At 60.0% G+C, this 25,115-nt stretch carries 36 protein-coding genes; 9 read left to right on the top strand and 27 right to left on the bottom strand.

Going from position 1 to position 25,115, the window contains the following annotated elements:
* Position 1: 1 nt before the first annotated feature.
* From KIN_RS18135 to KIN_RS18120, 4 genes are all read right to left on the bottom strand, one after another.
* The gene (locus KIN_RS18135; protein WP_159809750.1) at positions 2-271 is read right to left on the bottom strand and encodes a VirB3 family type IV secretion system protein; all 270 of its coding nucleotides are present in this window, start codon (positions 269-271) and stop codon (positions 2-4) included.
* On the bottom strand, positions 268-603 hold the full coding sequence (locus KIN_RS18130) for a TrbC/VirB2 family type IV secretion system protein (protein ID WP_159809748.1): 336 nt from the start codon (positions 601-603) through the stop codon (positions 268-270). The genes KIN_RS18135 and KIN_RS18130 overlap by 4 nt, the downstream gene beginning before the upstream one ends.
* Positions 600-1,535 (bottom strand): P-type conjugative transfer ATPase TrbB, encoded by a 936-nt coding sequence (gene trbB, locus KIN_RS18125; RefSeq protein WP_207710152.1) that lies wholly within the window; start codon positions 1,533-1,535, stop codon positions 600-602. The genes KIN_RS18130 and trbB overlap by 4 nt, the downstream gene beginning before the upstream one ends.
* A gap of 280 nt (positions 1,536-1,815) precedes the next feature.
* Positions 1,816-2,415 (bottom strand): TetR/AcrR family transcriptional regulator, encoded by a 600-nt coding sequence (locus KIN_RS18120; protein ID WP_159809744.1) that lies wholly within the window; start codon positions 2,413-2,415, stop codon positions 1,816-1,818.
* A gap of 95 nt (positions 2,416-2,510) precedes the next feature.
* Here KIN_RS18120 and KIN_RS18115 point away from each other — a divergent pair, with 95 nt between their 5' ends.
* Together KIN_RS18115 and KIN_RS18110 are read left to right on the top strand one after the other, a co-directional pair.
* Positions 2,511-2,942 (top strand): ester cyclase, encoded by a 432-nt coding sequence (locus KIN_RS18115; RefSeq protein ID WP_159809742.1) that lies wholly within the window; start codon positions 2,511-2,513, stop codon positions 2,940-2,942.
* A 15-nt stretch (positions 2,943-2,957) separates the two neighbouring features.
* A complete protein-coding gene (locus KIN_RS18110) occupies positions 2,958-3,875 on the top strand; it encodes a LysR family transcriptional regulator (protein ID WP_159809740.1) in 918 nt (305 codons plus the stop codon).
* 7 nt (positions 3,876-3,882) lie between these two features.
* Here KIN_RS18110 and KIN_RS18105 read toward each other — a convergent pair whose 3' ends face one another.
* The 10 genes from KIN_RS18105 to KIN_RS18060 form a co-directional block, all read right to left on the bottom strand.
* A complete protein-coding gene (locus KIN_RS18105) occupies positions 3,883-4,305 on the bottom strand; it encodes a ribbon-helix-helix domain-containing protein (RefSeq protein WP_159809738.1) in 423 nt (140 codons plus the stop codon).
* Between the two features lie 9 nt (positions 4,306-4,314).
* Positions 4,315-6,309, bottom strand: coding sequence for a conjugal transfer protein TraG (locus KIN_RS18100; RefSeq protein WP_159809736.1), 1,995 nt, complete (start codon positions 6,307-6,309; stop codon positions 4,315-4,317).
* Between the two features lie 15 nt (positions 6,310-6,324).
* Positions 6,325-8,079 carry a relaxase/mobilization nuclease domain-containing protein gene (locus tag KIN_RS18095; protein WP_159809734.1) on the bottom strand — a complete coding sequence of 585 codons (1,755 nt, stop codon included), beginning with the start codon at positions 8,077-8,079 and terminating at the stop codon, positions 6,325-6,327.
* 247 nt (positions 8,080-8,326) lie between these two features.
* Complete coding sequence (locus tag KIN_RS18090) at positions 8,327-9,076, bottom strand: lytic transglycosylase domain-containing protein (protein ID WP_159809732.1); 750 nt, start codon at positions 9,074-9,076, stop codon at positions 8,327-8,329.
* Between the two features lie 4 nt (positions 9,077-9,080).
* Complete coding sequence (locus KIN_RS18085; RefSeq protein WP_159809730.1) at positions 9,081-9,593, bottom strand: S26 family signal peptidase; 513 nt, start codon at positions 9,591-9,593, stop codon at positions 9,081-9,083.
* On the bottom strand, positions 9,590-10,054 hold the full coding sequence (locus KIN_RS18080) for a DUF2840 domain-containing protein (protein ID WP_159809728.1): 465 nt from the start codon (positions 10,052-10,054) through the stop codon (positions 9,590-9,592). The genes KIN_RS18085 and KIN_RS18080 overlap by 4 nt, the downstream gene beginning before the upstream one ends.
* Positions 10,051-10,335 carry a helix-turn-helix transcriptional regulator gene (locus KIN_RS18075; protein ID WP_111793675.1) on the bottom strand — a complete coding sequence of 95 codons (285 nt, stop codon included), beginning with the start codon at positions 10,333-10,335 and terminating at the stop codon, positions 10,051-10,053. The genes KIN_RS18080 and KIN_RS18075 overlap by 4 nt, the downstream gene beginning before the upstream one ends.
* A 175-nt stretch (positions 10,336-10,510) precedes the next feature.
* On the bottom strand, positions 10,511-11,008 hold the full coding sequence (locus KIN_RS18070) for a DUF2285 domain-containing protein (RefSeq protein ID WP_159809726.1): 498 nt from the start codon (positions 11,006-11,008) through the stop codon (positions 10,511-10,513).
* Between the two features lie 64 nt (positions 11,009-11,072).
* Positions 11,073-11,243: a transcriptional regulator domain-containing protein gene (locus KIN_RS18065; RefSeq protein ID WP_159809724.1), complete on the bottom strand. Its 171-nt coding sequence runs from the start codon at positions 11,241-11,243 to the stop codon at positions 11,073-11,075.
* A gap of 137 nt (positions 11,244-11,380) precedes the next feature.
* A complete protein-coding gene (locus KIN_RS18060) occupies positions 11,381-11,644 on the bottom strand; it encodes a DNA -binding domain-containing protein (protein WP_159809722.1) in 264 nt (87 codons plus the stop codon).
* A gap of 175 nt (positions 11,645-11,819) precedes the next feature.
* On the opposite strand from KIN_RS18060, the gene KIN_RS18055 reads away from it, so the two are divergent.
* Positions 11,820-12,056 (top strand): helix-turn-helix domain-containing protein, encoded by a 237-nt coding sequence (locus tag KIN_RS18055; protein ID WP_159809720.1) that lies wholly within the window; start codon positions 11,820-11,822, stop codon positions 12,054-12,056.
* Between the two features lie 126 nt (positions 12,057-12,182).
* Here KIN_RS18055 and KIN_RS18050 read toward each other — a convergent pair whose 3' ends face one another.
* Both KIN_RS18050 and KIN_RS18045 read right to left on the bottom strand, forming a co-directional pair.
* The gene (locus KIN_RS18050; protein ID WP_159809718.1) at positions 12,183-12,812 is read right to left on the bottom strand and encodes a class I SAM-dependent methyltransferase; all 630 of its coding nucleotides are present in this window, start codon (positions 12,810-12,812) and stop codon (positions 12,183-12,185) included.
* Positions 12,755-14,215: an MFS transporter gene (locus tag KIN_RS18045; RefSeq protein ID WP_243144975.1), complete on the bottom strand. Its 1,461-nt coding sequence runs from the start codon at positions 14,213-14,215 to the stop codon at positions 12,755-12,757. Before KIN_RS18045 ends, KIN_RS18050 begins: the two co-directional genes overlap by 58 nt.
* Positions 14,216-14,359: 144 nt before the next feature.
* Here KIN_RS18045 and KIN_RS18040 point away from each other — a divergent pair, with 144 nt between their 5' ends.
* Together KIN_RS18040 and KIN_RS18035 are read left to right on the top strand one after the other, a co-directional pair.
* Positions 14,360-14,797 carry an RrF2 family transcriptional regulator gene (locus tag KIN_RS18040; protein ID WP_159809716.1) on the top strand — a complete coding sequence of 146 codons (438 nt, stop codon included), beginning with the start codon at positions 14,360-14,362 and terminating at the stop codon, positions 14,795-14,797.
* 189 nt (positions 14,798-14,986) lie between these two features.
* A complete protein-coding gene (locus KIN_RS18035; protein ID WP_159809714.1) occupies positions 14,987-15,412 on the top strand; it encodes a hypothetical protein in 426 nt (141 codons plus the stop codon).
* Between the two features lie 171 nt (positions 15,413-15,583).
* On the opposite strand, the gene KIN_RS18030 is transcribed toward KIN_RS18035, so the two are convergent.
* Complete coding sequence (locus KIN_RS18030; RefSeq protein ID WP_159809712.1) at positions 15,584-16,327, bottom strand: dienelactone hydrolase family protein; 744 nt, start codon at positions 16,325-16,327, stop codon at positions 15,584-15,586.
* Positions 16,328-16,411: 84 nt separating this feature from the next.
* On the opposite strand from KIN_RS18030, the gene KIN_RS18025 reads away from it, so the two are divergent.
* On the top strand, positions 16,412-16,879 hold the full coding sequence (locus tag KIN_RS18025; protein ID WP_159809710.1) for a MarR family winged helix-turn-helix transcriptional regulator: 468 nt from the start codon (positions 16,412-16,414) through the stop codon (positions 16,877-16,879).
* Here the strand turns inward: KIN_RS18025 and KIN_RS18020 are convergent.
* From KIN_RS18020 to KIN_RS18005, 4 genes are all read right to left on the bottom strand, one after another.
* On the bottom strand, positions 16,876-17,382 hold the full coding sequence (locus tag KIN_RS18020) for a nuclear transport factor 2 family protein (RefSeq protein WP_159809708.1): 507 nt from the start codon (positions 17,380-17,382) through the stop codon (positions 16,876-16,878). The genes KIN_RS18025 and KIN_RS18020 overlap by 4 nt on opposite strands.
* A gap of 53 nt (positions 17,383-17,435) precedes the next feature.
* Positions 17,436-17,753, bottom strand: coding sequence for an Atu4866 domain-containing protein (locus tag KIN_RS18015; RefSeq protein ID WP_159809706.1), 318 nt, complete (start codon positions 17,751-17,753; stop codon positions 17,436-17,438).
* 56 nt (positions 17,754-17,809) lie between these two features.
* The gene (locus tag KIN_RS18010) at positions 17,810-18,295 is read right to left on the bottom strand and encodes a carboxymuconolactone decarboxylase family protein (RefSeq protein WP_159809705.1); all 486 of its coding nucleotides are present in this window, start codon (positions 18,293-18,295) and stop codon (positions 17,810-17,812) included.
* 79 nt (positions 18,296-18,374) lie between these two features.
* Entirely contained in the window at positions 18,375-19,229 is an 855-nt protein-coding gene (locus KIN_RS18005) for an oxidoreductase (RefSeq protein WP_159809703.1), read from the bottom strand.
* 200 nt (positions 19,230-19,429) lie between these two features.
* Between KIN_RS18005 and KIN_RS18000 the strand changes: the two genes are divergently transcribed.
* A complete protein-coding gene (locus tag KIN_RS18000; RefSeq protein WP_159809701.1) occupies positions 19,430-20,362 on the top strand; it encodes an AraC family transcriptional regulator in 933 nt (310 codons plus the stop codon).
* A 148-nt stretch (positions 20,363-20,510) separates the two neighbouring features.
* On the opposite strand, the gene KIN_RS17995 is transcribed toward KIN_RS18000, so the two are convergent.
* On the bottom strand, positions 20,511-20,846 hold the full coding sequence (locus KIN_RS17995) for a DUF736 domain-containing protein (RefSeq protein ID WP_159809699.1): 336 nt from the start codon (positions 20,844-20,846) through the stop codon (positions 20,511-20,513).
* Between KIN_RS17995 and KIN_RS17990 the strand changes: the two genes are divergently transcribed.
* Complete coding sequence (locus tag KIN_RS17990; RefSeq protein WP_159809697.1) at positions 20,845-20,988, top strand: hypothetical protein; 144 nt, start codon at positions 20,845-20,847, stop codon at positions 20,986-20,988. The genes KIN_RS17995 and KIN_RS17990 overlap by 2 nt on opposite strands.
* Before the next feature lie 654 nt (positions 20,989-21,642).
* On the opposite strand, the gene KIN_RS17985 is transcribed toward KIN_RS17990, so the two are convergent.
* The 5 genes from KIN_RS17985 to KIN_RS17965 all read right to left on the bottom strand — a co-directional run bounded on the left by KIN_RS17985 (position 21,643) and on the right by KIN_RS17965 (position 24,776).
* Positions 21,643-22,401 (bottom strand): AraC family transcriptional regulator, encoded by a 759-nt coding sequence (locus KIN_RS17985; protein ID WP_159809695.1) that lies wholly within the window; start codon positions 22,399-22,401, stop codon positions 21,643-21,645.
* 3 nt (positions 22,402-22,404) lie between these two features.
* Complete coding sequence (locus tag KIN_RS17980) at positions 22,405-22,692, bottom strand: putative quinol monooxygenase (protein WP_159809693.1); 288 nt, start codon at positions 22,690-22,692, stop codon at positions 22,405-22,407.
* A 13-nt stretch (positions 22,693-22,705) separates the two neighbouring features.
* On the bottom strand, positions 22,706-23,119 hold the full coding sequence (locus KIN_RS17975; RefSeq protein ID WP_159809691.1) for a hypothetical protein: 414 nt from the start codon (positions 23,117-23,119) through the stop codon (positions 22,706-22,708).
* A 135-nt stretch (positions 23,120-23,254) separates the two neighbouring features.
* On the bottom strand, positions 23,255-23,725 hold the full coding sequence (locus KIN_RS17970) for a hypothetical protein (protein ID WP_207710149.1): 471 nt from the start codon (positions 23,723-23,725) through the stop codon (positions 23,255-23,257).
* Positions 23,726-23,849: 124 nt separating this feature from the next.
* Positions 23,850-24,776: a DUF2493 domain-containing protein gene (locus KIN_RS17965; RefSeq protein ID WP_159809689.1), complete on the bottom strand. Its 927-nt coding sequence runs from the start codon at positions 24,774-24,776 to the stop codon at positions 23,850-23,852.
* A 45-nt stretch (positions 24,777-24,821) separates the two neighbouring features.
* On the opposite strand from KIN_RS17965, the gene KIN_RS17960 reads away from it, so the two are divergent.
* The gene (locus tag KIN_RS17960; RefSeq protein ID WP_159809687.1) at positions 24,822-25,040 is read left to right on the top strand and encodes a hypothetical protein; all 219 of its coding nucleotides are present in this window, start codon (positions 24,822-24,824) and stop codon (positions 25,038-25,040) included.
* Positions 25,041-25,115: the final 75 nt, after the last annotated feature.

The raw sequence follows: 25,115 nt of genomic DNA, 5'->3' as shown, positions 1-25,115 counted from the left end.
GTCACACCCCCATCCATGTCGGATAACGGAGGTGGCGGCGCGCGACGTCTGCGATCTGCGCGTCATGCTTGGCGGCGTAGACCGCGAGCATGTGACCGATGACCCAGAGGGCGAGCCCGACAAGCCAAAGGCGCAAGCCCAGACCAACAGCGGCGGTGATCGTCCCGTTCGCGATCGCGATGGTGCGCGGAGCGCCACCGAGCAGGATCGGTTCGGTGAGTGCGCGATGGACAGGGGCGGTAAAGCCTGGAATGTCGGTGGGATCGCTCATACGAGTACGCCGCCACCGAAGGAGAAAAACGAGAGGAAGAAGCTGGACGCGGCGAAGGCAATCGACAGGCCGAAGACGATCTGCACTAGTCGACGCGCGCCACCCGATGTGTCGCCGAAAGCGAGTGTCAGACCGGTGATGATGATAATCATCACCGCGACTATCTTGGCGACCGGTCCTTCAATGGATTCCAGGATTGCTTGCAGCGGCGCTTCCCAAGGCATGCCGGACCCTGCGGCCTCTGCTTGCCCCGCAGCGAGCAGGAAACCGAGTCCAGCGGCGCTAACGTAGATGGGCCAACGGGGATAGAGGAGATTGAGTCGGCTGGTCATGGGGCATTTCCTTTCGCGGGGGTGAGAATTGGTTCGAGCGCGTAGTCGCCCTCGGCGGTGAGACCCGTGACGCTCGCGAGGTCTGCGAGACGGCGATCGCTGCCGCGTCCTTGGAGGACCGCGAGCACGTCGATGGTCTCTGCGATCAGAGCGCGCGGGACGGTGACGACGGCTTCCTGAATGAGCTGTTCGAGACGGCGCAGCGCGCCGATGGCCGATCCCGCATGGATTGTCCCGATGCCGCCGGGATGGCCTGTGCCCCAGGCTTTGAGGAGATCGAGTGCCTCGGGCCCGCGCACCTCGCCAATCGGGATGCGGTCCGGGCGTAGACGAAGCGACGAGCGTACGAGATCGGAAAGGGTCGCCACGCCATCCTTGGTGCGCAGCGCGACCAGATTAGGCGCAGTGCATTGCAGCTCGCGCGTGTCTTCGATCAGGACCACGCGGTCGGAGGTCTTGGCGACTTCGGCGAGCAGTGCGTTGGTGAGCGTCGTCTTGCCGGTGGAGGTGCCGCCAGCGACAAGGACATTTGCACGCGATGCGACTGCCTCACGGAGCGCCTTAGCGGCGGCACTATCCATGATCCCGGCGCGGATATAATCATCGAGCGTGAAGACGGCGACGGCGGGTTTGCGGATGGCGAAGGTCGGGGCTGGGACGACAGGCGGCAGCAATCCCTCGAACCGTTCGCCCGTTCCAGGCAACTCGGCGGAGACTCTGGGTGCGTCCGCGTGGACCTCAGCGCCGACATGATGGGCGACCAGGCGGACGATACGCTCACCATCATCGGCGGTGAGCGTCGCGCCCGTATCGCAGAGACCCTCGCCGAGCCGGTCGACCCAGAGGCGACCGCAGGGATTGAGCATCACTTCGACGACGGCGTCCTCGTCGAGCCAGGCCGCGATATCCGCGCCAAGCGCCGTGCGGAGCATGCGGGAACCGCGCTCGATCGCTGCTGATTTGAAAGTGTGGACGGTCATTCGCGGCCCCGCAGTTGAGTACGGGGTCGATCAAGAAGACCGCCAATCAGTAATCGGCAATAGGTTTGACGGCGTAGTAGTACTATGGCCTAGAGAGGCAGGCGAAAGGGCGAATGGCACAATGCGCTGACGCGCTATGGCGGCCTGCGATGGCCGGTTTCGGTGGTGAGAATCACCAGACTGCGCGTAATCGGTGTAAATGAGCCGATGTGCCGAAGATCGAACTCGGTATTCAGCCTTCGCCGATGATAACGCGCAGCGCTTTATCAATCTGGCGATGGAGCCTTTTCGTATCGGCTTCGGCGAGACCGAGCGTGAGCTCGAAATAAGCCTCGCCAAGGGTCAGCTGGACCAGCATTTCGGCTTTCTCCCGCGCCTCACGTTCTGAAAACCGGGATGAAAGGATCTCGGTCAGGCGCTGGCGGATGACTTTCGGTCCGGCGTCGTAGAACAGTTTCCCGAGTTCCGGCATGCGTTCGGCCTCGGCGACGATGGCGCGGTAGAGCTGCATGCTCTCGGGACGCACGAGTCCTTCCGCGAAGGCACGAAGCTCCCTTCGCAAAGCATTGATGAGGTCGCCGGTCGTTCCCGCGTCCGCTTCGAGTTCCGGCACATCGCACATGGCGCGGACGAGACCGATAACGAGGCCGTCCTTCGATCCAAAATGGCGATAGACCGTTTGTTTGCCGACCCCAGCTTTCGCCGCGACCGCATCGACGCTCCCACCGGTAAAGCCCTCGCGCAGGAACACCTCGCGCGCGCCATCGAGTATGGCCGTGCGTTTGCTGTCGCGCAGGCGTGAGGAAGGTGATGGGTCGGTCTTCGTCGTCATGAGTGAACCCATAGCACAGAGGATCGCACTTGACGAGACTGATCCGTCTCGTTACATAAACGAGACCATATAGTCTCGTTATGAAAGGAGCCACCATGACAACCAACGACACCGCCCGCCTCGGTCACCTCTTCGCCGAGATCATCAACGGACGTGATCTTTCGCGCTTCGCGGAGATCGTCGCCCCCGACTATGTCAATCACAACCCATACGCCGCCCCCGGCCTCGACGGTGTGATCGATGTCTTCGGGGCGATCCTCGCGGGCGTGCCCGATCTGGTCGTGACCGCCGAGGACGTCTTCGTCTCGGAGGACGGATCGCGCGCCGTCGGCCGCTATCGCTATGAGGGCACCCATACGGGCAACTTCATGGGAAACCCGGAAACAGGGTCCGCCTTCACGATGCGATCGATCGATATCTGGCGCGTGGAAGATGGAAAGTTCGTCGAGCATTGGGACGAGATCAACACGCTCGATATCTTCACCCAGGTCGGCGCGGTCGAGATGAAACAGGCCTCGGCAGCCTAGGATCGGTAGTCAGCGATGAACGATGTTGCCGCATATCGCTCTACCCAGCCACAGCTGAGCGATCTTCGGTCGTTCATCGCTGTGGCCGAGGCCGGCTCGTTTCGGGCAGCAGCCACGATGCGAGGCTTGCAGCAGTCGACGTTCAGCAGACGCGTCCGGCAACTCGAGGACATAATCGGAGTGTCGCTTTTCGAGCGACGCTCCGATGGTGTCCGCCTCACGCGCGCTGGTGAGAATTTCCTGCGCCGCGCGCAAGCGGCCCTTCGCGATCTCGATCGTGCCGTGATGCTGGCTACACGGGACGGCGCTGCGCGAACCGGCGTGCTCGTCATCGGGATCATAGACTCGATGTCGACCGGGCATCAGCGCGACTTCCTTCAGGTGATCGCCGCGGCAATGCCCGACATCGAGATTTCGATCCTTGAGGATACGCGTTCGGCCCTGATCGCCGGTTTATATCGAGGAAGCATCGATGCCGCGATCCTGTATGGCGATGCGGGTACGGATGATCTCGACGTGCTTCCCATGTGGTCAGAGCAAGTCGTAGCCGCTTTGCCATTTGACGACGGATTGGAGGCCGCCGACAGTATCCGGACCGATGACCTAGCCAGCACAAAGATCATTTTGATGGCCCGTGATCCAGGGCCGGACATACAGGCCTATTTGAGTGAGCTGATCGCTAAGCCACCAAAGCGAAGTCGGGTCGTCCTTCACGATGTCGGCCGCGAAGCGCTGTTGAATATGGTAGGACTCGATATGGGCGTCACGCTCGGGCTCAGAAGTTGGACCGGCACGGCCTATCCGGGTGTACGTTTCGCGAAGATCGAAAATGCGCCCAAGATGGGTTTCAGTCTGGTGTGGTCGCCGACGCGGGACAATCCGGTCTTGCGGCGAACGATCAGTCTCGCCCGCAATCTCGTGCGAGCGGACTGACCCACGATCAGGATGGTGGATCCGGGGTCCGGTGATCCTCGGACACTTCTGTCGTGAGCGAGCCGCCTTTGGTGAGTCGCCGCCCGAGCGCTTCAACAAACCCGTCATATCGTTCCTTGCCCGAGGCCTGTGCGGCCTCCCGCATCTCGTCGGGCAATGGCGGTGTGGTTGTCAGCCAGAACTTCACGAATAGGGCGACGGCTTCATTCCCGATCGACACGTCTCGCTCCAAGCGCTCGACCGCGCGGGTAAGTCGATCCAAACGTCGCACGATCGCGGCCTCGCGCTGATCGGCTCCATCGGGCGACAGGAATGCGGCGAGCGCCGCTTCCACGATCTGCGATTTCGAGACCTTCCGACGCGCGGCCAAAGCGTCGAGCTCAACCGACAGAGCCGGATCAAAATAGACATTCAAACGATCTTTCTTCACGGCCACCTCCTAGAGCTCGATCCCGTCATCGGGATCAAGCGAAGCCTGCCGTGCGACCGTGCCAAACCGGTCACGCATGGCCTTGGCGCGCTGCGCGTCATCTTCCTGCTCGTCATCGAGATCGGCGAACTCGCTGCGCGCAGGCGCTGGTTCCGGCGCGATGTCTTCATGATCCGGAAGGTCGGGCTGCCGACGGATGCCGCCGTCGACATCCTCGCTCGATCCCTTCCGTTTCTTGGGCGGAGGCGCGGCGATCGGTTCGCGGTCGCTCCAATCGTCCGTCATGCTGCAGATCACTCCGGCTTGCGCATTGCGATCCGGCGGAGGGCCAATCCGTGCCTTGAACTGCGGATCGGCATAGTAGCGCGCCTTCTCCGCCCGGACCGGCGGCGCGCCGGAGACCAGCACGATCTCGTCCGTTGGCGGGAGCTGCATCATCTCGCCGGGCGTGAGGAGCGGTCGCGCAGTCTCCTGCCGGGAGACCATGAGATGTCCGAGCCATGGGGAGAGCCGATGCCCGGCATAGTTCTTCATCGCCCGCATCTCAGTGGCAGTGCCGAGGGCGTCAGACACACGCTTCGCTGTGCGCTCGTCATTCGTCGCGAAGGCGACGCGGACGTGGCAGTTGTCGAGGATCGCATTGTTCTGCCCGTAGGCCTTCTCGATCTGGTTGAGCGATTGCGCGATCAGGAATGCCTTGATCCCATAGCCGGCCATGAAGGCCAGCTGGCTCTCGAAGAAGTCGAGCCGCCCGAGTGCGGGAAACTCGTCGAGCATCAGCAGCATGCGGTGGCTGCGCATGGCGTGCAGATCCTCGGTCAGCCGTCTACCGATCTGATTGAGCACAAGACGGATCAGGGGCTTGGTCCGCGAGATGTCCGATGGCGGTACCACGAGATAGAGCGTTACCGGTCTGTCGCCGGTCACCAAATCGTCGATCCGCCAGTCGCAGCGACGCGTGACCTTGGCGACGACCGGATCGCGATAGAGCCCGAGGAAACTCATCGCCGTCGAGAGCACACCGGAGCGTTCGTTGTCTGATTTGTTCAGAAGCTCGCGTGCGGCCTGCGCGACGACCGGATGCGGGTGATCTCCGAGATGCGGCGTGCGCATCATGGCCGCGAGGGTCGACTCGATCGGGCGCTTCGGATCGGACAGGAACGCCGCGACGCCGGCGAGCGTCTTGTCCGCTTCGGCATAGAGGACATGCAGGATCGCGCCGACCAAAAGCGAATGGCTGGTCTTCTCCCAATGGTTCCGCCGTTCGAGCAAACCTTCGGGATCGACCAGGATATCGGCGACGTTCTGGACGTCGCGCACTTCCGTATCGCCGCGCCGCACTTCGAGCAGCGGATTGTAGGCCGCCGAATTCGGATCGGTTGGATCGAAGAGCAGCACGCGGCTAAAGCGCGAACGGTAGTTGGCCGTAAGCTGCCAGTTCTCGCCCTTGATGTCGTGGACGATCGCCGAGCCCGGCCACGTCAGGAGCGAGGGCACGACCAGCCCGACACCCTTGCCGGATCGCGTCGGCGCGAAACACAGCACATGCTCGGGTCCGTCATGGCGGAGGTAGCGGGATTGGTAGCGCCCGAGCACCACGCCATCGTCGACGAACAAGCCTGCCTCGCGCATATCTTTCTCGGTCCCCCACCGGGCAGAGCCGTAGGTGGTGACATTGCTCGCTTCACGGGCGCGCAGCACGGAGAGAAAGATCGCGACAGCGACACTAGCAATGCCGCCCGCACCGGCGATGATCGCGCCTTCCATGAAGACGCGCGGCGCATAGGCGTCATACCAGTACCACCAAACGAAGACATTCCACGGCGCATAGATCGGCAGGCCAAGGATCGTCGTCATCGGATCGCCAAGCTCGGACTGGAAGCCGAGTCGGAACGCCACCCATTGCGTTGCCGCCCATACGAAGAGCAGCGCGACGGTCGAGACGATGAGGATCTGGCCCCAAAGGATGGCGGTGGCCGGTGATGCGTGTTTCTTCGAGGTCATCAAATGCTCCAGTGCTCAGATCGACAGGCCGCGCTTGCGGCCGAGCGACCAGTCGATGCCGCCACCCGCCGTGACCGTGCCCGTGACCGTTTGGCCGAGATGCTTTTCGAGCGTGGGTTTCCAGGGCACGAGTTCGAAGCCCATCCCGTCGTCGATCATCACGAAGCGGCCGGACGCGAGGTCGAGGCGTTGGCGATAGGTGCCAGCCACGGTCTCGCCCTCACCAGACTTGCGGAACGACAGGCCCATGTTGTTGGCGATCTTGCTTGCAGCTTGATCGAGATCGCGTTGGCGCAGTGTCTTGAGAAGATCGCGGTTGAAGGTGACCCGCTGCCCTTGTCGCGTCGCGAGACTCTGTCCGACTAAATGCTCGGCGCGTTTCTCCAATGCGTCGCGGACCTCGGCTCCGAACCCGCTCTGCGCCAGCGGCGCACGGGTCTTGGCGAGCGCCAGCCGATCAACCCAGGTCGCACCATCGGCATCAACTTGTTTCTCGAGCGCGATATCCGACCGCCCGACCAAAGCTAGGCGTCGCGATCCTCCATCATTCCCGGCCCAACTCCGCGTCTCGACGATCCCGTCGATAGGCGTGTCGCCGGTGAGATCGAGATCGCGGAAGCGTAGGTGATGGAGACGCCCATCGACCCCATCGATGATCGCATAGGCTTCGCCGGAGAGTTCGTTGTGCAGCCCGCGATCGACCAGCTTGCCTAGGATCGGATTGTCCGGCTGTCCCTCGATAGCGAAGTCGGTTTGTGCGCGGGCCTGACCACCCATCGCCCGGTGCATCGTTTTGATGATGTCGCCGTGCACGGCCATTTCGCGCAGCGTGTCTTCCATGCCTGGCCTGAGCTGCCAGACCGAGGGCGCGAGTTTTTCGGCGAGGCCGAACCGTTCCAACGTCTGTGCCCGTCCGATCATTCGGCGCTTGAGGTCTTTGTCGTCGAGATCGGGCGCGCCGGGCCGCAGGTCGGCGACGCCGAGGGTGTCATCGGCGTAAGATCTCAGCGCGCGATCCAGACCGGTCCAGCGTTCAGCCTTCACCTCTGCATCCAGACCGGCGGCGATCTCCCTCTCGCTGCGCGGACCTAGCTCCAACTCGACAAGTTCTTCCGCCCGCCCACGCAGACCGCGGCTGATGTAATCGCGCGAGATGACGAGGTCTTTCCCATCATCGGCCTTGCCGCGGACCAGCACATGGATATGCGGATTGTCGGTGTTCCAGTGATCGACGGCGACCCAATCGAGTTCGGTGCCGAGATCGCGCTCGGCCTGGGCCATGAGGTCGCGCGTGAAAGCGCGCAGATCCTCCATCTGTCCGGCGTCTTCCGGCGAGACGATGAAGCGGAAATGATGACGGTCGTCTTCGGTGCTCGCGGCGAAGGCGCGGTCGTCGGCCTGGTCGTGCTCCTTGTCGAACATGGCCGCATCCCGGCCGTCCTTGGTGACGCCCTCGCGCTTCAGATAGTCGAGATGCTTGGCGAGCGGTGCTGACCGAAACTTCTGGCCGCGATGTCGGACGATCCGCGCATTTACCACAACCCGGCGTTGCGTTCGCGCGAGGCCGTGCGAGACTCTGACGAAGCGTCCGCGCCCAAAGGTCGACCGTCCAGCCCGACCTCCGTTCGTCCTGAAATGATTGCCGGTATGCCCCGCCTTCTTCGCGGCGCGCATGACCTGTCCGACGAAGCTTTTCGCGCGCCTGGCCGACGGTCCTTTGTCGCGGATACGCCCCGGCTTGATGCGGATGTCGCCATCGCGCTGGCTCACGCTCGTACCTTCCCAAAATCTGACATGGCACGGTGAAAGGCGCATATAATCAGAGGGATAGCTGGGAGTGCAGCACTGTGACCAAGTGCGCAGCACGCAAAAACCCCAACCACAACAACGCCGTAGCGCCCCCGCGTGCCCGGCCTTTTATCTTGCCCTCCCGTCGTTGAGTTCGGCTGCACTCCTCCGTCAGCTGCATTCCATACGAACCTGCACGACAGAACGGGGCGGAGCCAGACTGGTGCGGTCATCGGTCCGAATCCTCGGTTCTTGAGACGAAGAGCGGGTTCGGTTGGCTGTTCTGTGAACGCGCCTGAGTTGGTTCGTCGACGGTCTGAATATCAGCCGATGAGTGGTCTGGTTCGGCTCCACGTTGCGCTTCACGCGCAACTGTGACTGGCGCAAAAAGCGGTGCAGCTTGCCACCGGTCGGCAGAAACGGTGCGAACAGACTGCAACGGCGCTGCATCTAAGAAGCTGAGTTCCTGAGAAAGCGCAGCAACGTAGCGACGGGTTTCACGCGGCAATATCCGCCCGGTGCGAAGGTGCTCGGCATACCGTCCGGGGCCAACATTGTAGGCAGCCAGGAACCCCGGCGCGCCGAACTGGTCATACATCTGGCGCAGATAGGCCGCGCCCGCGAGGATGTTCTCGCGGCGGTCGAACGGGTCAGAGCCGAACCCATGCGCGGCTCGGAGTTCAGCCCATGTGCCGGGCATGATCTGCATCAGGCCCATCGCGCCGGCGCTGCTGACGGCGCGCGCATTGCCCGCGCTTTCGGCCTGCATGACCGCGCGTATCCAGCGCTCGGGGATGCTGAAGCGTTGCGCCGCTTCGGCAACATGAGCGTCGATATCGGACTTTGGTGCTGCGGTCTCCGCGGAGCGCGAGACAGTATCCTGTGCGCCGGCCGCGGGCGGATTGGCGCAGCCTGAAAGCGTGATCAGGATCGCGGACGCGGCGATGAGACGAAGGCCGGAAGGGAGAAGGAAGGCCATCGCGTCAACCGTCCCGCGTCCAGATCGGCACCGCACGACCGAGGATCGTGTCGCGCGGCAGCGGCCCGAAATACCGGCCGTCGAGGCTCGCCTCGGTGTCGGGATTGAGGAAGAAGACCTGATCGTTGGTCAGCCGTTGGCAGCCCTGCCAGACGGGCAGCGGGCGGTCGAACCGATCTCGCTCTTTCGCGGTCGCGACGGTCTCGCCGTCGATGCGGACCGTGACGCCGACGCGGCAGACACGCTGTCCGGGAAGCGCGACGACATGCTTGATGAGCGGGACGTCGGCGCCGATATAGCCGTGCTCCAGGAGCCAGTCGCCGAGCGGAGATGGCGGTTCGAGCACGGCGAGATCGCCGACTTTCGGCGTGTCGAGCGGCTGCACGGCGTAGAAGCCGATCGGCACGCTGGCCGACGCGTTCCACACGAGGATCGGGTTGGCGCGGACGATCGCGGAGAATGCGATCAGGGCGATACCGGCGCTGCCGAAGATGAGCGAGGGGCGCGCGCGTTTCATGCCGCCAGCGCCCGACGTTTGAGCCAGGCGTCATGCCGGAAAGGCGTGTAGCGGCGGGGCCCGAGATTGCAGCTGAGGCGGTTATGGACGTGCCGCCAATGGTCCGGGCAGGCATCCTCCGGTGGGATGTTTTCGGCCTCGATCTGGTCGATGCAGAGCAGTACCGCTTCGACCTTCGGCCAGCCGGACAGCCGCAACAGAGACACTCCACCGGGGGTCACGAATGGCGCCGTCGAATAGCGCTCGCCGGGGCGCACGGCTTGCAGGATATCGATCCGGCTCTCGACCGTGCCGTAGTCGTTCGCGGCCCAGCGGATGAAAGCGAAGATCCCGCCGGGATCGACACCGACGACACGAACCGATCGGCTTTTGATCGTCTCCTGAACGATCCGACCGAAGCGCAGCCAGCGCTCGATGCGGCCTTCGATCCACGTCAGCTCGATGGTCGTGCGCCTGCTCATGAGCGCTTCTCGCCGCTATAGGCCGGCGAGATCGCCGCATGCCGCTTGGCCGGAAGCACGGTGTCGCCCGTGTCATCGGAGGTCGAGCGTTTCTCGCCGCGGCTGACCCAGGCTTGCAGATCTTCGACCGCGTACACGACACGACCTCCGATCTTGGAATACTTCGGGCCGGTCCCGTAGGTGCGGTGTTTCTCCAGCGTGCGGCCGGACAGACCTAGAAAACGGGCGGCTTCAGGGGTTCTGAGATAGCGCGGCGGCAGGCCGGCATTGGGATCGGGCATCGGGGGCTCCTCTGATCATCGCGGGTCCGTCGCGGGATGCGAGGGACGGCTCGCGGCCAGAGAAGCGGAGAAGGGCGCCCGGGAGGGATGACGAAGATTCTCGCGAGGAATCGTCACCCCTTCGATAAGGGCGAGAAGTGTCGCGATAGCGCCCGTTTGGAGGGCGGTGAGACGGCTACTTTCGAGGCAAGCGGGCTGCTGATTTCCCGCGCAATAGCTGTCGATAGCCGTCACTGACGAGGGTACGTCCATATGCGGCGAGACGCGCGACTTGCGCTTTCAGAGCGCTCGTCTTCCAAGGTTCGGCGGCGACCCGTCGTGCGCCGAAATAGGCCACCGCGATGTCGCGAAGACGCGCGCTCGCTTGTCGGGCGTCGTCGGTCCTAAGCGCTCGAGCGATGCGCTTGCGTCGTTGAAGGGTGAACAAGGCGCGCGGTGTCTGGCCGCGCCAGACACGCCTTAAACGCTGGGCGGTCGCGATCCTGATTGACCAGTCGGGAGCCAAAGGGATGATGACGGCTCGCGGGCGGTCTCCGGTCAAAGCGTCGTCGGAAACGACGATCAATCCGGTCCGAATGTACGTCCAGTAGCGACCACGTGTGCCGCGCTTCGTTTCGACGATGACCTGATCGAAGACAGCGTGTTCGGCCTCACCGAGGGTTCTGGCCGTCATCAGGGACGTCACTGCTGGAGCAACGGATGGTCTCCAGTAGAGCCTTGCGTCCGTCGCTTTGAGCTCAGGATCGACCGGGAAATCGTAACCCCCAAGGGGCCGCATCGCTTTCGGCCATGTTCGGGAATGCGGCGCGGTAGTCCGGATTGCGTCTCAGGCACTCCCAAGCCAGCCCGGACGCATCGAGGTTTTCGATGTAATCGTAGTCGGTTTCGTCTCGCCAGTTCGTTGGCATATCCGCTCTCCAACTGTTACGCGCCGAGCGTCAGACGCTTTGGACTTAGCAATATGCTCGCGTTAAACGGGAATTCGTAGGGAGACGCTCGGCATAGGGCGATGCGCGAAACGCATCGTGCATTGGATCTGCCCTGGTCAGCCAGCGATGAGGCTTCGGTATCCGTTTTCGGTCATCCAGCGCGCGCGTCCGAGATGCCCGGCATGAAGCCTCTGGGCACGTTCTGGCTCATTCTCGGCGTCAATACCGAACAAGACTTTGACGATCTCGGCGAGCGGTGCGCCGTCCGCTTCGGCGTCAAGGAGCCGCGCGTAGAGCTTCAAATGCTGGCGATCGTAGTCGGTCACGAAGTCGTTTTTGGGAGGAACATCGGCAAAATCTTCGGCAATCTGGTCGGCCATTTGTGTCCCCCTCGTGCGTCCATACGCAACAATGGTTAATGCCTCATGCTCACCCCGGCTGGCAAGCATCCGACAACGGAACGGTCGTTTTTCTGCTGTTGAACGATGCTTGAACAAGCAGGTACGCGTATTATAGCGCGTCGCACTACAATACGCGATAGGGCTGTGTCGGCGGATGGATATCCGTCACACATTTGGTAACAATCTCAAGCATTACCGGACCCAAGCGAACATGAGTCAGGCCGCGCTCGCGGTGAAGATGGGCATTGATCGGGCGCATGTCAGCGCCATGGAGCGCGGCCAGCAGAACGTCACGATCGTCACGCTCTGGCATGTCGCGCAAGCCTTGGACGTCGAGCCGGCTGCGCTGTTGGAAAACCGACGCGAAAGCCAAAACGTCGTTAATAAATGAACTGCTGAATTGGCGGCAAGCGGGACAAACTTGCCGTTCGCAACTCAGTCACGAATGACGGCTTTACATTTGCTCAAATAGCGGGGGACGTCACTAATGTCGGAAAGCTTGGTCCAATCATTATGTCTATTGCAATTTTTCGAGCGCGATGACCGTGTCGATCACCGTTGCCGTTTGGCCGCCCGGGCCGTTTGCGACCCGTTCGATGGGCCCGATGAAGACCTCGTTCCATTCGGATTGGTTGAGGTCGAGATGGGCCAGTTCTTCGTCTGCCGTGGGATAGATCGTGTCCGCATCAGTCCAGGACCAGGGTGCGCGTGATCCGTGTGCTGCGATCAGAAGCATGCCTCCCGGTGCAACTACACTTGCTGCGCGCTGCAATGCTGCGGCCCGGTCGAACTTGCCCGGCGAATGCAGAAACATAGCCGAGACGAGATCGAACGCTCCATCTGGGATGGAGACATTCAGATCGTGACGCGCGAAGGGGGCGCGTTCGCTGACGCCAGCAGTTTTCGCTGCCCGTTGCGCCGCATAAATTGCGGACTGCGCCACATCAACGCCCGTGGCCGCCCATCCCTGCTTTGCGAGCCAGATCGCGTCGTCCCCACGGGCGCAACCCAGATCGAGCGCACGCGCAGGAACGAGGCCCTCAGTAAATCGAACCAGAATGGCTGACGGGCGACCACCAGAAGGCGTCGTCAACTTCGCATAGTGGCCTTCCCAAAACCCGGCAGCATCTTCATGGGCTTGTGGCATCGTCCTGTCTTGTCCCTTCTTGTGCGCCATGCCGAAACGCCAACCAGAACTGTCAGTGTCGCGAAAACGGCGATGGAATAGGTTGTGGCCATGGCAGCGGCCTCGACAAAGCGGGGTGCTGTGGCAGCGCCAGCGGCCATGCCTTTCTCACCGAGCAGCCCAAAGAAGATCTGACCCGCGATCGCGATGCCGAGGGCTGCGCCGATCTGTTGGAAAGCTTGCATGGCGCCCGACCCTCCGCCCGCATCCTGGGGCTCGACGCTCGACATGGTGACTTGAAACAGCGACATGATCGCCGTGCCCATGCCGAAGCCACAGACGAGAAGTGGCAGGGTGAACGCATAGGGGTTCAGGTCGGCCCCAATGGAGCGGATCACCAATTGCAGCGCCACCATACCAATCATCAGCAACGCTGCCCCGCCCGCGATGCGGGCTGAGAGGTAACGGTTGCCAAACCGCTCTGTTGTCATCGAGGCGAGCATGACACCGACCGGGAACGGGGTTGTCACAAGGCCGCTTTGCAAGGCGGTCAGCCCAAAGCCCGATTGCAGGAAAATCGCAAGCACGAGGAACAGACCTGGGACGCCGCTAAAGAACAGTGTCACCAGTCCGAGCCGTCGCAGATAGGGACCGTTCGATAGAAGGCCGGGCGGCATCAGGGCTGATAAGCCATTCGCGCTGCGGCGATGCTCAAAGGCGACAAAGGCAAGTGTTGCGGGGATTGCAGAAAACAAGGCGGCAAAACACCACCAAGGCCAACCAAGTGCGCGGCCTTCGATCAGGGGCAAGACCAGCAACACCGCAGCCACGGTGAAGAGTGATGTCCCGATCCAGTCAGACTGAGCGTCACTATCGGTATCTAGTAGGGGAACAAAGATGCGTATGCCGATCAGCGCTGCAATGCCAAGTGGGATGTTGATCAGGAAGGCCAAGCGCCATCCAAGACCTGCAATGTCGGCTGAGATCAATGCGCCACCGATGATCGGACCTGCCACAACCGCAAGGCTCGACACGGTGCCAAAGAGGCCGAAGACACGTGACTTTTCCTCGGCCGGAAAGATCACATGGGCGATGGCGAGAACCTGCGGCACCATCATTGCCGCTGCAATGCCTTTGACCGCCCTCGCTGCGATCAGTGTCACCACATCCGGTGCAAGGCCGCAGACAGCGGAAGACACGGTGAAACCGATCAGGCCCCAGATAAACAAGCACCGCCGACCGAAGACGTCTCCAAAACGGCCAAAGGGAAGCAGGCCAACTGCAAGGGCCAGGACATAGATCGCGGCGACCCATTCAAGCTGCGTTGCGGTGGCGCCGGTATCGGCTTGTATCTGCGGCAGGGCCACATTCACGATGCTGACGTCGATTAGGTTCATGAAGCTGGCGAGAAATAGTACGGCCAAAGCCGCCCATCGTTTTGAATGAACCGTATCGGCCTAGAAGCTGGCGTTTGATGCAATACTCATGTATCACTAAATGTATCAAGAGATCGCAAGTGTCAATCTCTTGTGTGTTTAAAAGTTACGTGAATGGGGTGAAACCACCGAATGAGACAGGACAAACGGCTTTCCCGTGTGCTGCACGCCCTTCTGCATCTGGATGAAATGGATAGGCCCGCGACCTCCGAGCAAATCGCACAAATGCTGCAAACAAATTCTGCCGTTGTGCGCCGCACGATGTCCGGTCTGCGCGAGGCCGGGATCGTGACCTCAACCAAGGGCCATGGGGGCGGGTGGTCACTTGCCAAACCGCTGACCGACGTGACCCTGCTTGCAATCTACGAGGCGCTTGGCTCCCCGAAGCTCTTTGCGATTGGCAATGACGAGGATAACCCAAGTTGCCTGCTGGCAAAGGCGGCCTACGCGGCAACCGATGACGCGCTAAACGCCGCACGATTGCAATTTGAGGCATCGCTGAACGGGATCACGGTCGCGCAACTGGCGGAAGGCTGGGCCAGTCCAACCGCAAATTGTGAAAGACGATAGTCAGGTACCCGACTAGAGAGGCGAGCATTCGTAACAGGTATCCGAACGATTGCTTTCAACCAAGGGCCACATAAGGCGGTGCTGATCTTCGCTGCTTTAATGCAGTTAGCGCCACTCAGGTTGATTGTTGCCATGCACTCGGTCAACATTCCCCTGCAACTATGATTGATAATTCGCGGGTGGGTGAGCATGGAACGCACAAGTATATTCTTTCGCTCCGATTTGTTTCCAGCTGACCAAGACGAAATTGACTACGCTTCACGCGAAAAGCACCCTGAATTGATATATACTAACGCCCTGTGCAATTTTCTGACTAAGGAGCTTGCGAAAACTGGATACAGCGTGCTGCCGGGGGAAGAGGACCAACGCGGCATCTATCGAGAAAAATGTCAGTATCTTCCGGTCGAACATGACGAGCCGTTTGCTCTTGGCATCTTTTGTGGGAGCTACTTGGACGGACACGGCATTTTGGTTCATCCCCAAAATGCTTATGCATGGAAAGGATTCAGGCGTTATCACGCCGAACCTGTGGCGATGCCGCTTTTTACGGCTATCGTCAGGCTACTCAATGAAACTGAAGGTATTTCTGAGTTGGAGCATGGCTGGAAAGGATAGCTCGATACTGAGCCTTTAGCCGGTCAAATCTGCTGTTTGCGCAATGCAGTACGGGGTCGGAGGTGTGATGAGGATTTCAGCGACGAGACGATAAATAATCTGCTTACTAGCGATCCCTATCAACGTTCATAGCGTCATTTCGCCCCCTCCCGCAGCAGTATCGCATCTACATCAGCCAGTTGCCTTCAACGCGCGATCAAAGAACCCAATCATCTCCCGCCATCCACGTTCTGCTGAGGTCACGTCATAGACCGGGAAATCCGGTTTCATCCAACCATGTGCAGCAGGATAGGTTTCAGCCGTGTAGATCACGCCTTCCTGATCCAGCGCTGCCTCAAAGCTCTTCGCCATTTCAGCAGGGTAGTGTTCGTCATTCGTGGCGGCAGCGATGTAGAGTTCGGCTTTCAGCTTTGATGCATAACGGTGTGGGCTATCAGGCGCATCACTGGCCAAATTGCTCCCGTGGAAACTCGCAGCGGCACAAATCTGATCGGGATAGGTTCCGGCTGCCGTGATGGCCATGCCGCCACCAAAACAAAACCCAACTGTGCCCACATTATCTCCAACGACATCGCTCCGCGTCGCGAGGTAGTCGAGGATCGCGCCGGTGTCTTCTGCGGCCTTCGCATTGTTCGTGGTCATGAGCAGAGGGCCGAGAATGGCCATCATGTCGCCCGCCAGCACTTCGACGGGATCGAAAGGTCCATATGGGCCGTGACGGTAGAAGAGATCTGGCAGCAGAACCACATATCCGGCGTCTGCGAGCTTCTGCGCCATGTCCGCGACAGCCGGGCGAATGCCTCCGGCGTCAAAGTAGAAAATGATGGCAGGGCCGCAACTGCCGTTTGTCGGGGTATAAACGAGAAGTGGGCAATCACCGTCTTGGGTTTTGACTGTAAGCTGTTCTTCGATCATTGAAGCTGTCCTGTAATGAGGTTGCGCAGGTTCAAAACGAATCTATATATCTACGTATGTAATATTTTGGCGAGGCTCGCAAGAATGGCTAGTGACAAGGATGATGTGCTTTCAACACCAGGGCATCTGATCAGCTTGACTGCACGCAGCTTCGCGCGGCTCAGCGAGGCGCGCCTGAAGCCGCTAGGCTTTGCGCCGGGTCATCTGCCGGTTCTGGTGGCTCTGCGAGACGGTCATGCGGACACGCAGCGTGACCTTGCACGCTTTGCGAAGATTGAGCAGCCGCCGATGGCACAGATGCTCAACCGGATGGAGCGCGACGGTTTAATTGAACGCAAGCCAGACCCCACAGATGGCCGCATTCAGAAGATTTCGCTCACATCAATGGCTTTGGAGCAGATGCCCATGGCTATTGACGCTCTCGTGAAGGGCAACCGAGAAGCGCTGATAGGACTAACGAATGAACAGAAAGTCCAGTTCACAGGCCTTTTGGTGCACATCATCGGAAACCTCGATCAAATGGTGCAGGGCGAAACCAGATCGAGCAGTTAGCTCGGATCGCGTGAAAGCAGGGCCGCAAATGCTGCTGTGTCTAGGAATGCAATGACCTCTGTGACAAGACCACCATCCATCTTGAAGATCCAGAGGTAGCTGTTCCTATAGATATCACCGGCTGCCGTTCTCCCCTGGCCATCGAAATGAATGATAACCTCGTCTCCATCTGCCCAAACACTGTATACGGTTGGGCTGAGACCTTCGCTCATGCGTTCGCTAAAGGGTTCGACCGTGCGGGAGAGCAAGTCTACTTTTCCATGGTACGTTCCAGATACCATTGGATCGAAACTTGTGATGGTCCAAATGACGTCATCGGCCAGGAGATCGAACACATTGACTGTGCCCGCCTCCCAGCCTTTGAACGCGTCACCAACAATCTGTCGGTTTTCTTCTTCCATCGAGGAGTCTTCAGCAGCGCTGGGAGAAAACCAAAGTGCTAGCATCAAACAAACGACGAGGCTCAAGCCACGCAGAATGGTAAGTCGGTAGGTTTTGGTCATTTTGATCTCCGGTCTCATATGCCGTTGATTTCACGGTGGATTGGGGAGGGGCGCTATTGCTCGCGGTAGAAAACGTAACCGCCGTGATAGAGGACACCATCTCGGAACTGGCCATCAGCATAGAAACCGGTGTCGTCCCAATATTGGATGATATCGTCGGTGACGTGATAGCGCCCCTGATAGGCACTTTCCCGGTCACCGCGTGCTTCATCGTAACGCCCGTTCGGCAGTAGATCATGGCGGATATGACCGTCTTCTGTCACCCACATGCCGACGAATTCGTGCGATTGCGGCTCTGTTGGGGCCTCTGGGCGCGGCGAGCGTGGGAAATCGGTGGTGACAAGCTGCGCGCCAGCGGTCGTGCCACTCATGATGACCCCCAATCCGACGGCGAAAACCTTGGCAAGCAATCCATGTCCAATCCCTCTCACTGGTTTGTCCCGGCACTGCGCCGCTCTTCAAACAGCTCTGACATGGTCTGCGAGGCGAGGATCGCCTTCGGAAAACCTGCTGGCACGGTGATCATGTAGACGATCTCTTTCAACTCGTCTTCGGTCACACCGACGTTGAGAGCGTAGCCTGCGTGGATTTTCATCAATCCACGCTCTCCCATGACCGCAAAGGCCGCCACCGCTGCAAGTTGGCGCGTGCGGTCATCAAGGCCGGGGCGGGTCCAGACGTCGCCGAGAGCGTAGGCCTGAGTGGCGTCGGCCAAGAACGGAAATTCTTCACGCATGTTTTCCAGCGTGGTTTGAGGAACGCCGTTGTTCAGCTTGAGAATGACATCAGCACCAAGCTGAAGCCGTTCTGCGGTGGTGTCGGGCATCGTGCTTCCTTCATCATTTTGAGCGTTCACCGGGGACATCGAGAGACTGATCGCAAACGCGATAACTGAAAGGGTAATCTTGTGCATGGTCATGGTCCTTTAGCTCTATGTTGATCTTCAAAAGGCATCCGAAATCACATGCCTTCAGGTCTAATTCAGCTTATGATCAAGCCGCAGACGCGGTTGCGCCGTCTGTCGATTTGGACAGGTCTTGCCACTTGGCCAGCTCACCCTTTCGGGCATCATAGGCACCGCTGAGATATTCAAATGCATCTGAGCCAGCGGCGTAGCGCAAAGGTGCCTCATCTTCGCGTGAGAGACGTACCAACGCAGCGCCAAGCTTTGCTGGGTCTCCGGCTTGCACATGGTTTTGTGATTGATAGAAGCCCTGCGTCGCCTTGGCGTATTCGGCATAGTCACCGATCGGCTGATCTGAGTATCGGATTGAGCTTTCATCAAGGAAATCCGTGCGGAAGAAGCCTGGCTCAACAATAGTGACACCGATGTTGAATGGTTTCACCTCAAGGGCCAGACATTCCGAGAACCCTTCGACCGCAAATTTTGTGGCGCAGTAGATCGACGCAATGTCGAAGCCGAGCGCACCACCAATGGACGAAATGTTGAAGATGTGGCCCGATTTTTGCGATCTCATGGTCGGCAACACAGCGCGGGTGACGTGCATCGTGCCATGCACGTTGGTGTCGAATTGGCGGACGATCTTTTCGTGCACAATCTCCTCGAACACGCCAAGCTGTCCATAGCCGGCATTGTTCACCAGAACGTCGATACGTCCAAAATGATCAACGGCTTTGGCCACGGCGGCATCGGCTTGGGTGGCGTCCGTTACATCCAGCTGCAATGCGAGTGAGTCGTCGGTGTCCGGCAATACTTTTTTAACAGCATCCGCGTCCCGCCCGGTCGCTACGACACGATCACCAGCATCCAAAGCCGCTTTTGCAATCTGAAGACCAAGGCCTCGTGAAGCTCCGGTTACGAACCATACCTTTTTGTTATCCGTCATATCGACCTCCTGTCTGTCGTTGGCCCCATGTTCGGGGCCGTCCCTCATGCAGGAGATATGTGGACGCCTGTGCTTTAAGCGGTAGCACGATCCCACGGGATCATTGCCTAATTCTCCGTGAAGGTGGGAAATCTGCTTACCTCAGCCTAGATGGTATGCAATGCAGCCGCACGGCTTGCTTATGAAATTTGGGATAAACCATGACAGAGACGGTGGAAGATCTTGCGAAGCTGGTTGCCCGATTTGTGCGATCTGACGGCGTTCATACAACTCCGGTTCCTCGGTTGGACCTCATCCGCAGCACGCACCAGACCCAAGACCTGCATGCGGTTCACGAACCGGCACTTTGTATCGTGGTGCGAGGTGCAAAGCGGGTGATGCTTGCCGATCATATCTATGATTACGACCCCGCAAACTACCTGGTTGTGTCTTTCGACCTACCCATAATCGGACAGATCACGTCCGCCAGCCTTGCAGAGCCATATCTTTGCATCCGCATTGGTATTGACGCTGGAGTCCTGTCCGATCTTGCCGTTGATATGCCTTGGGATGATGAAGCAACGTCAAAAGGGCCAGGTTTGTTTCTTGGTGAAACAACACCGGACATTGTGGATGCTGCAATGCGGCTGGTCAAACTTATTGAATCGCCCGACGATATTCCCGCGCTTGCCAAACTCTATGAGCGTGAGTTGCTCTACCGGATCATCCGTGCACCTGGCGGACAGGCGGCGGTGCGCAGTGTCTATGGGCCGGGGCAGGGGAAGCAGATCGCGCGTGTGATCGCTTCGATCAAACAAAACTACCGGGAGCCGTTTGAAATGGCCCGACTGGCCAAAGAAGCGCATTTGCAACCCTCGGCTTTGCATCAGCACTTCAAGGCTGTAACACTAATGTCGCCCTTGCAATATCACAAGCGTTTGCGTCTGCAGGAAGCGCGCAGGCTGATGCTTTTCGAAGAGAAGTCGGCAGCGCAGGCGGCATTTGCAGTGGGATATGAAAGCCCATCGCAATTTAGCCGCGAATACCGTCGGCAGTTTGGTTTGCCGCCGATGAAAGATGTTGAGGCTTTAGCTGGTTCAATCCTGGCGACGGAACCTCAAAGCAGAGAAGCAGTCGGGGCAAGGCCCACGTGAGAGACCGTTTACGGATGTCCGGAAGCCGCTGTTCGTTCACGTCGCAGCATCCAGTAAATTGGGCTCAGAGCCGTCATTCGCAAATATTGGTTGCCCGTATAGTCAAAAACTCCGCCCGGTCGCCCGGGCGGAGCTGAAACCGAGGTCCTCAGTCGCCGTTCTTGCGGCGTGCCCGGGACCAGATGAGGCTGAATGTCTCCTCGCCGCCCTCGACGACGGCGTCATCGAAGAGGTTGGCGTAGATCGGCTGGGTGAAGCTCGGATCGTCCAGCTTGAGGCTCAGATAATCGCGATCTTCGTTCGAGCGCTTCGACCAGGCGGCGCCAATCTCGGCGCGGCCGACGAAGACCCGATGGGAAGGAGCGTTCTCGCCCGAAGTGCTGTCCTCGGGGACGATGCGGACGTTCTGCGCCTGCACGTTGAGGGTGACGATTTCTCCGACGTACTCGTTGCCGGTCTTCTTGAAGGTTCCGATGGTAGCCATGTCATTTCTCCTATTGGTTTTCGATCCCGCGCTCGTCGCGGTCTCGATGGCGATCGTCAGGACCGGGACGACCGCCGACGCAGCCCCTGTGGCCCGCAGCGCAGCGGAGGACGCCGGGGCCGGACTTTTCTTGGACCCGTGAGGGTCGTCCCGCGAGGAATGGGCAAAGCCCAGGGGAAGAAAGTCCGAACCCGGCGTTGCGGCTGAGGCGGTCGAGGCGTCAGCCGGTCCCGGTCAGATCAGCCCATGGAGAGGCCGTGACGGGCGCGGGTGACGAGGGCGCTGGAAGAGAAATGACCGCCACCTCTGGACCGGGCAATCCACTGGCCACGTCCATCGGAGAAAGACAGGCTTTGGCGTGCAGAAAGGCGCATAGCGGATTTACAGTCAAACGTTGATAGCAGATTGAAAACCGCTTCCGATCAACGGGCATTTGTTGGTGGGTCTGAAATCGAACCCGGTCGAACCGATGAAATGATGTCGGAAGCTAATCCTGAGTTCGACAGAATCTAGCTTCAGCCTTTCAGCCGAACCTTTCAGCAATTGACCTCTTAAAACGACGAGATTTCAGCGAGCATTCGCCACCGGCCCATCCACGTTTCATGACAACGCAGCGACGCTCGTCGTCCTTTGAACGGGTTAGGCTTGCAGTGTCCTAGTAGGGCGTTGGAACCTAACGATGTCTCGGACGTGAGCTGCGAGATAATCGCGCTGCGCCTTGCTCAGTCCGGTCGGTAGGCTTCGTGTTCACTTCGAACGATGCTGCGGTTTGCACAAACGTCTACATCGCATACCTTCACTCCTTCAGCGTTTTTCGGAACTCTGACGGAGTGCTTTCAGCAAACTTTCGGAACGCCCGATTAAATGCACTGAGGGAGTCAAAGCCGACTTCTCCGGCGATCTGAATAATCGATAAATCGTCTTCGGCCAGAAGCTGAACGGCATGGATCATGCGAAGCCGGGTGAGTGTTTCGGACCAGCTCATACCAACGTTTTCGCTAAAGCGCCGCTGGAGGCTTCGCTCGGACAGGTTGGCAGCACGCGCGACCTGGCCTGCTGTAATGCCGTCAGTCAGGTGGCATTCGGTGAACGCAATAGCGGCTTGCAAGGCCGGGTCAGTCGCTGTTGGGCGCTTTACATCGATTGATCGGGTGACAAGCCCGGCGCAGACGTTCAGCAGCGCGAGAAAGAACCCGTTCGCTTCATCGGGATGCGGTCCATCGGCCCCCCAATCTTTGCAGTGCCGGATCATGAGCCGGGTCATTGGCGACATCTGAAAAACAGTCGGCGTATCAGGCAACGTCGCACAGAACCCCGGCGATGTCAGCACCGAACAAGTAGTCACCGGCTTGTCGATATCGACAAAGATCGGCGTATCCGCAGGTATCCAGGCCGCGAAGGACGGCGGCAGCAACCATATGTCTTCCGCGACGGTCACCCGCAAGGCACCCTTGATCGCATAAAGCAAGTAGTCACGATCAAAAACCGCGTCCAAGGGGGGACGCGGTTCAACATTCTGGAAAAAGCAATAGGCCGCCGGCAGGTCGCTCGTCATGCCTTAGATAGTATCGACCTCGGCCACCACAGTCACGGGCGGCGCACTCATCAGAGGCCGCAATCCAGCCCCAAGTTTGGCAAAGACGTCACTCGCCCGGTAGGCATCGAAGGCATCCATCGTCGCCCAATGCTGCAGGATCGCGAGGCCATCGCCCGACGGTTTGCGGTAGAGGGCATAGTGTTTGCACCCGTTCATGTTCCGCACTTCATCAGCCTGACTTGAGAACAGGTCGATGGCGGCGTCCAGATCGGCGGTCGCGAATGCAGCTTCAACAGTGATCAGTTTCATATTGAAAGCTCCTTTATAGATTTTCTGGATTGCCTGTGGCGATCCGAGTAACCAAGCCGCGCAGCTCGCCAAGTTTGGCATCCATCACAACGAAACCATCGGCACCCCGCATAAGCCGTGAGCAGCTGTTTTGTGGGCCATTTTTCCAGTCGATACAGTATTGATCCGCTTCGAGCGTCCATGACCCGACCAGTTTCAGTCCAGCCGGAAGTAATGCCGTGGCTGAGCCGTCCTTAGCGTAGTAGATGGGTGCGGTTCCCCCATCCGGCGCGCCGGGTGCACCGGCGGGAACGTCGACGTAAAGTGTGTTGCCAGTGACTAGCGCGCTGAGCTGTGAGGTGTTCATCACCTCGTCCGCATTGGCTGGTGTCCCTAACATTCCCGCTGCAATGACTATGCAGGGGACTATGAGTGCTTTGCTATTCATGATTGATCCTTTCTAAGACGAGCCAATCATGCGGCCGATTGATTTGGCGATCCGCCACATCTTCGCCAAACATGCGCCCTGAGCCGCCACGTGTAGAAACTCGGTTTCGTTACAAAGAAAGGCCGAACGGTCTCTTTAACGATCGTTCGCGAACGGACTCGCCTGCACCGCGTCTGTGCGCCGCACATCATCCTCGCCGATAGGGCCCGCGAGGCTTGCGATCCGCACCCAGGCGGTTCCGGCGGTGACGATACCGCCGATGATGGCGAAGGCGAGCGTCCAGCCTTCGGAAGCGCCGCCGATCTGCGACAGGCCCCGGATTGTTGAGAACCCGGCCACGCCAGCGGGTGCAGCGTAGAGCGCGCCGATGGCCAAACGAATGGGGATGGACTGGACCTTGGCGAAGACGATCTGACCGATGAGATAAGTGAAGACGGCGGCAAACATACCGGCGACCAATGCCGCGATCACGCCCGCTTCGGTGTCATAGACATACATGCCGACGCTCACCCCGACGAATGCGGGCAGCGCGTAAACGGCCAGTGCGAACAACACCCAGACGAGGAAGCCGAGGCCGATGACACTTAGGAAGGCTGATACGAACATGGGCGGTCTCCTCTCATGGGATGCGCCTCCACCACCGCCACGGCGCTGACAAAGCATAGCACAATTGCGATGTTCGCGGAATATTCCTGTGTGGCGCATCGCGATGCGATATACGCATCACGGGTCATGACGACCCGCCTTTCGCTGCGCGGAAATCATAGAGCGGGATGCCGAGCACCTTGGCCTTGTCGGCGAGGTTGTCGGTGATGCCGGAGCCGGGGAACACGATCAGCCCGATCGGCAGCGTCTCCAGGAGTAGATCGTTACGCTTGAACGGCGCGGCCTTGCCGTACCGGGTCCAGTCCGGCTTGAAGACGATCTGCGGGCATTTGCAGTTGTCGGCCCAGCAGGCCGCGATGCGTTCGGCGCCTTTGGGCGATCCGCCATGCAGGAGCACCATGTCGTCATGCTTGGCGCGCACCTTGTCGAGGGCGGCCCAGATGGTCCCGGTGTCGCCAACGTCCTGCCCGCCGGTGAAGGCGATCTTTGTGCCGGTCGGGATGAGCGGTTCGAGGTCGGTCTTCCGCTTGGCGTCGAGATAGTCGCGGCTGTCGATCATCGCGGCGGTCATGTGCTTGCGATTGACGTGGCTGCCCGAGCGCGGATGCCAAGTCTGGCCGAGATGCACTTCGAAATGCTCGGCAGCGAGATCGCGCATGCTGTCATAGGCGTTTCGTTGTTCGGTCAGGGTGAGCCCTTCGGCGATGAGGCGTTCCAGTTCGACCGAGCGGACCTCGGAGCCGTCCTGGCTGCGCTGTGCGCGCCGCTGCGCCTGTTCGTTATCGTCGAGCTTGCGGTCGATGCGGCTCGCAATGCGGTGGAAGACGTTGGTCGTGGACCAGAGCAGGTCTTCAAGATCGGGTTCCAGTCGCGTGTCGCCGAGGGCGACGACAAGCGCGTCGAAGATGTCGGCGATCGCGCCTTCGACGGTGCTGGCGTCCGGCAGTGGCCGCGGATCGGGTTCGTCGGCGAAGGGTCGATGTCCGAAGAGCTGCAATTCGTCGAGAACGAGCGCTGTGGCGGAGCGTGTGTCGGGGTCGTGCTGGGTCATTGGCGTTGTGCCTCCTTGTCGCTGACCGCGCCTCGCGCGGCCTTCATGGGCGACGGAAAGCGGGACCCGACCGGGCCTGCACCGACGCAATTCCCCACGAAGTGGTACTTCGCGGGGAACCCGTGGCTGCGTCGGCCGGAGCGTAAGCGGAGGATGGCGGAGGCGGCGCGGTTTTGGATCGCGATGCAAAGCCGGGCTTGCCCGGCGGCGGAAAACGGTGTCGCCGCAGCCATTGCCGGACCGGGCGGGTTCCGCTCCGGCTAGCCCCTCTCGGGAAGGCCTTCAGGCGCGGCTCTGTGGCGTGAGGTTCATTCCGCCTGTCCAGTTGACGAGACCGGT

This window comes from Litoreibacter roseus (assembly GCF_009811795.1).
In the GTDB taxonomy this organism is placed as follows: Bacteria; Pseudomonadota; Alphaproteobacteria; order Rhodobacterales; family Rhodobacteraceae; genus Litoreibacter; species Litoreibacter roseus.
This window is presented reverse-complemented; position numbering and strand designations above follow the sequence as displayed.